Source organism: Escherichia sp. KCJ4928, assembly GCF_004352695.1.
In the GTDB taxonomy this organism is placed as follows: Bacteria; Pseudomonadota; Gammaproteobacteria; order Enterobacterales; family Enterobacteriaceae; genus ECMA0423.
The window spans coordinates 1-5,623 of the sequence record NZ_SJWV01000227.1 but is presented as its reverse complement, the minus strand read 5'-3'; the positions used below and the strand labels follow the sequence as shown (position 1 = coordinate 5,623).

The 5,623-nt window shown below is 53.9% G+C and carries 1 pseudogene; it reads left to right on the top strand.

Annotated elements, in window-relative coordinates:
- Nucleotides 1-5,623, top strand: a pseudogene (cdiA, locus tag E0D98_RS21000) (contact-dependent inhibition toxin CdiA); the annotation flags it as partial.

Below are 5,623 nucleotides of genomic sequence, written 5' to 3'. Positions count from 1 at the left end.
CCACGGCACTGAGCGGCAGCGGGATTGCGATGAATGCCAGCGGCAGCCTGCAGGCAGGCGGGGACGTCAGCCTGACCAGCAGGGGAGATATCACTCTCGACGCTTTTACCGGCACGACGGGTAGTCTGATGTTAACGGCCGCCGGGGCAGTCATTAACACCGCACTGTTGTATGCGGGCAATAACCTCTCGCTGTTTGCCAGCACCATCCGGAACCATCACGGCGATATGCTGGCGGGTGACAGCCTGGTGATGCAGAAAGATGTCAGTGGTGCCGCGAATGCTGAAGTGATTAATACCTCCGGGAATATCGAAACCACCCGCGGTGATATCACCATCAGAACCGGACATTTACTGAATCAGCGGGAGGGTATAAATGAGACAAAATCATACATTCCGGTTGAGAATGTCGCAGTACCTGATGGTGCAAATTCTGTTTCAGTCAGAGTGGGCGATTTAGGTGAAGATGGATGGGGATATTATGTGAAGTCCTGGAGCGGTACTGCCGGTGGTGGTTTTGAGGCATGGGCCGTTCCGACTGAAAAGGGAGCCACCCGGAAATTTCTGACTGGCACAACACGCGTCGATGTTGGTGCAACAGGAGGGACTGCCAGAATTTCGGCCGGGAATAATCTGCTGATTGACGCGGACAAACTGGATAATACGGGGAGTCATCTTCTTGCCAGCGGGTTTGTCAGCCTGTCGGGTTCACAACTGAACAATCAGTCCTTCTTTGGCTATACACAGGATGAATACAATGTGTATCGCTATTACGGCAAACTGGCCATGATCCCCAACGACGGGCATCTGCAGTATGGAGATGCTTCTGCCGATGATCGCGTTACCTTTACTCTCTCCGGAGCTCCGGAATATGTCACCAGAGACACCGGTCAGGCTCTGAGAGCCGTGATTCAGGCAGGCAAAAATGTCACTGCCGTTTTTTCCAGTGATATCAGTAATACATCCACAACCTCAAATGCAGGACGGATCACAAATACCCTTGCGGCACCTGAAATTAACACGCCGGCAGAGAAAAATATCAGCCCGGGAATGGCTCAACTGGCGCCGGATGGCACAGAGATGCTGACCGTCACAGCCCCGGACTGGACTGACACCATTACCCGTCTGACGATCGGCAGTGGTACGGACCTGGCTTCCGGCATCGTGGAGGGGAACTATCCCCTGCCTTCCGGTAACAATGGTTATTTTGTCCCGTCAGCAGACCCTGACAGTCCATATCTGATTACGGTGAATCCGAAACTGGATGGTCTCGGAAAGGTGGACAGCAGTCTGTTTACCGGACTGTATGACCTGCTCAGGATGCACCCCGGGCAGGCACCACGTGAAACAGACCCGGCGTATACTGATGAAAAACAATTCCCGGGCTCATCGTATTTTCTTGACCGGCTCGGGCTGAAACCGGAAAAAGATTATCGCTTCCTGGGGGATGCCGCTTTTGATACCCGCTATGTATCGAACTATATGCTGAACCAGATCGGGGGGCGCTATATCAACGGGGTTGGTTCAGACACCGACCAGATGCGCTACCTGATGGATAACGCTGCCCGTGCACAGAAGGCGCTCGGTCTGAAGTTTGGTGTGGCACTGACAGCAGACCAGGTGGCGGCTCTCGACCAAAGTATTCTGTGGTATAAAGCCGTCACGATAAAGGGTCAGACGGTGATGGTGCCGGAGGTGTATCTGTCACCGAAAGATGTGACGCTGCAGAACGGCAGTATTATCAGCGGTCAGAATGTGCACCTGGCAGGAGGGAATGTCACTAACAGTGGCAGTACCCTGATGGCGCAGAATAATCTCACCATCGACAGCGCTGACAGTCTGGGTAACCTTGAGTCCGGGCTTATAAATGCCGGTGGCGCTCTCGGACTGAAAGCGATGGGCGATATCAACAATATCAGTGCCACGATTACCGGTAAGACTGTCCGGCTGGAGAGTCTCGCCGGCAATGTCAATAATCTCACCCGGTACTCACACTGGCAGCTTGATGCACCGGAAGACAGCCTCGCCCTGAAACACACTTATACGGGAAGCATTGCCTCTGTCAGTGCCATGGATAGTCTGGACATCCGGGCAGATAAAAACATTTCGGTCACAGGGGCAGAAATCAGTGCCGGAGACCGCGCAGCACTTATTGCCGGCAATGATCTCAGTCTGAATGCCATTGACAGGGTAAGCAGCAGACGTCATGCAAACAGTGAGTCTCACCAGCGCAGAGCCGGGCTTACGACCATTACTGCCGGCGACAGTGTGATGCTGAGTGCAGGCCGGGATGTGAGCAGTCAGGGTGCAGGTATCGCAGCGGAAGACAACATCACTGTCCGGGCCGGGCGCGACGTTAATCTGCTGGCGGAAGAGTCCGTGACCGGCAGCAGTTCATACTCGAAAAAGAAAACGGTCATTGATGAAACCGTTCGTCAGCAGGGAACGGAAATCGCCAGCGGTGGTGACACCACCGTCAACGCAGGACGGGATATCACCGCTGTTGCGTCATCCGTTACCGCAACCGGCAATATCAGCGTGAATGCCGGTCGTGATGTTGCCCTGACCACGGCGACAGAAAGTGACTATCACTATCTGGAAACGAAGAAAAAAAGCGGAGGTTTTCTCAGTAAGAAAACCACCCACACCATCAGTGAGGACAGTGCCACCCGTGAAGCTGGCTCCCTGCTGTCGGGGAACCGCGTGACCGTTAACGCCGGTGATAACCTGACGGTAGAGGGTTCGGATGTGGTGGCTGACCGGGATGTGTCACTGGCGGCGGGTAACCATGTTGATGTTCTTGCTGCCACCAGTACAGATACGTCCTGGCGCTTTAAGGAAACGAAGAAATCCGGTCTGATGGGTTCCGGCGGTATTGGTTTCACCATTGGCAGCAGTAAGACAACGCACGACCGCCGCGAGGCCGGGACAACGCAGAGTCAGAGTGCCAGTACCATCGGCTCCACTGCCGGTAATGTCAGTATTACCGCGGGCAAACAGGCTCATATCAGCGGTTCGGATGTGATTGCAAACCGGGATATCAGCATTACCGGTGACAGTGTGGTGGTTGACCCGGGGCATGACCGTCGTACTGTGGACGACAAATTTGAGCAGAAGAAAAGCGGGCTGACGGTTGCCCTTTCCGGCACAGTGGGCAGTGCCATTAATAATGCGGTCACCAGTGCACAGGAGACGAAGGAGAGCAGTGACAGTCGTCTGAAAGCCCTGCAGGCCACAAAGACAGCGCTGTCTGGTGTGCAGGCCGGACAGGCTGTGGCAATGGCCTCCGCAACCGGTGACCCGAATGCGACGGGAGTCAGCCTGTCGCTCACCACCCAGAAATCGAAATCACAACAACATTCTGAAAGTGACACAGTATCCGGCAGTACGCTGAATGCCGGGAATAATCTGTCTGTTGTCGCAACCGGCAAAAACAGGGGCGATAACCGCGGAGATATTGTGATTGCAGGAAGCCAGCTTAAGGCCGGTGGTAACACAAGCCTGGATGCCGCGAATGATATTCTGTTGAGTGGCGCCGCAAACACACAAAAAACAACGGGCAGGAACAGCAGCAGTGGCGGTGGCGTGGGTGTCAGTATCGGTGCAGGTAAAGGTGCCGGTATCAGCGTCTTTGCCAGCGTTAATGCGGCAAAAGGCAGCGAGAAAGGTAACGGTACTGAGTGGACTGAAACCACAACAGACAGCGGTAAAACCGTCACCATCAACAGTGGTCGGGATACGGTACTGAACGGTGCTCAGGTCAACGGCAACAGGATTATCGCCGATGTGGGCCACGACCTGCAGATAAGCAGCCAGCAGGACACCAGTAAGTACGACAGTAAACAGACCAGCGTGGCTGCCGGCGGTAGTTTTACCTTTGGCTCCATGACCGGCTCCGGCTACATCGCTGCCTCCCGGGATAAGATGAAGAGCCGCTTTGACTCCGTTGCTGAACAAACCGGAATGTTTGCCGGTGACGGCGGCTTCGACATTACAGTGGGCAGACATACCCAACTGGATGGTGCGGTGATTGCCTCCACTGCCACACCGGATAAAAACCACCTGGATACCGGAACGCTGGGGTTCAGTGACCTTCACAACGAAGCGGATTATAAAGTCAGTCACAGTGGGATCAGTCTGAGCGGTGGTGGCAGCTTCGGGGATAAATTTCAGGGTAACATGCCGGGTGGCATGATATCCGCCGGAGGTCACAGCGGACATGCGGAAGGAACGACTCAGGCCGCAGTGGCAGAAGGCACTATCACCATCCGGGACAGGGACAATCAGAAGCAGAATCCGGCAGACCTCAGCCGTGATCCTGCGCACGCTAATGACAGTATCAGCCCGATATTTGACAAGGAGAAGGAGCAGAGGCGTCTGCAGACAGTGGGGCTTATCAGTGACATAGGCAGTCAGGTGGCGGATATCGCGCGGACGCAGGGGGAACTGAATGCGTTGAAGGCCGCGAAGGAAGCAACCGGCGAAACACTTCCTGCTAATGCAACAGAGAAACAACGTCAGGAATATCTTGCGAAACTGCGTGATACGCCGGAATACAAAAAGGAACAGGAAAAGTATGGCACTGGCAGTGAGATTCAGCTGGGTATACAGGCCGCGACAGCCGCGCTTCAGGGACTGGCTGGGGGGAATTTAGCGGGTGCTCTGGCCGGAGCTTCGGCCCCGGAACTGGCGCACCTGCTGAAATCAACAGAAAAAGATCCGGCAGTAAATGCCATTGCTCACGCCATTCTGGGTGGCGCAGTAGCGGCAATGCAGGGTAATAATGTTGCTGCCGGTGCAGCAGGCGCAGCAACGGGAGAGCTGGCAGCCAGAGCGATTGCCGGAATGCTGTATCCGGGCGTGAAACAGTCAGACCTCAGTGAAGATCAGAAGCAGACGATAAGTACGTTGGCAACCGTTTCAGCAGGGCTGGCCGGAGGTCTTACCGGAAACAGCACCGCATCAGCAGCAGTGGGCGCACAGAGCGGGAAGAATGCTGTTGAGAATAATGCGCTCAGTGATTTAACCGAAGCTACATCGCAGGGTAAGACACCTCAGCAGGTCGCGAAAGAACGCGTTGAAGCAGAAAACGAACGCTACAGGAAAGAAAATTGTGAGGGAATGAGTGCTGATGCGTGTTCAGCTATGATGTATTCTCAGCGTAGGGAGGCGTTGAAAACTATTCTGTCGACAGGGGCGGATTTTGTACCAGTGGTTGGCGATATCAAGAGTTTTGCGGAGGCACAAAGCGCTCTGGATTACTTGGTTGCTGCAGTAGGTATTATTCCCGGTGCTGGAGATGTTGCGAGCAAGACGATTAAAGCTGCGGAGACGGCGTTGAAGAAGGGAGATGTTGTTGAAGCGTCTAAGCTGATAAATAAGGCCAGTGATGAGTTATCAGCAACACTTCCCATGGGAAGTAGATACAATCAGATGAATCAGCCTAAAAACCCATCTTATCAGCCTGTCAGGAACCTACCAGCTACTATTAGTAATAGAGAGTATTCTGGTCATGCATTGGATAGAATGCAGGACAGAGGGATAACGCCATCTGTTATTGAAAATGTGATTAAAAATGGGAAATCAACTCCCAGCAGAAATGGTACAACAGTACACTTTGATCC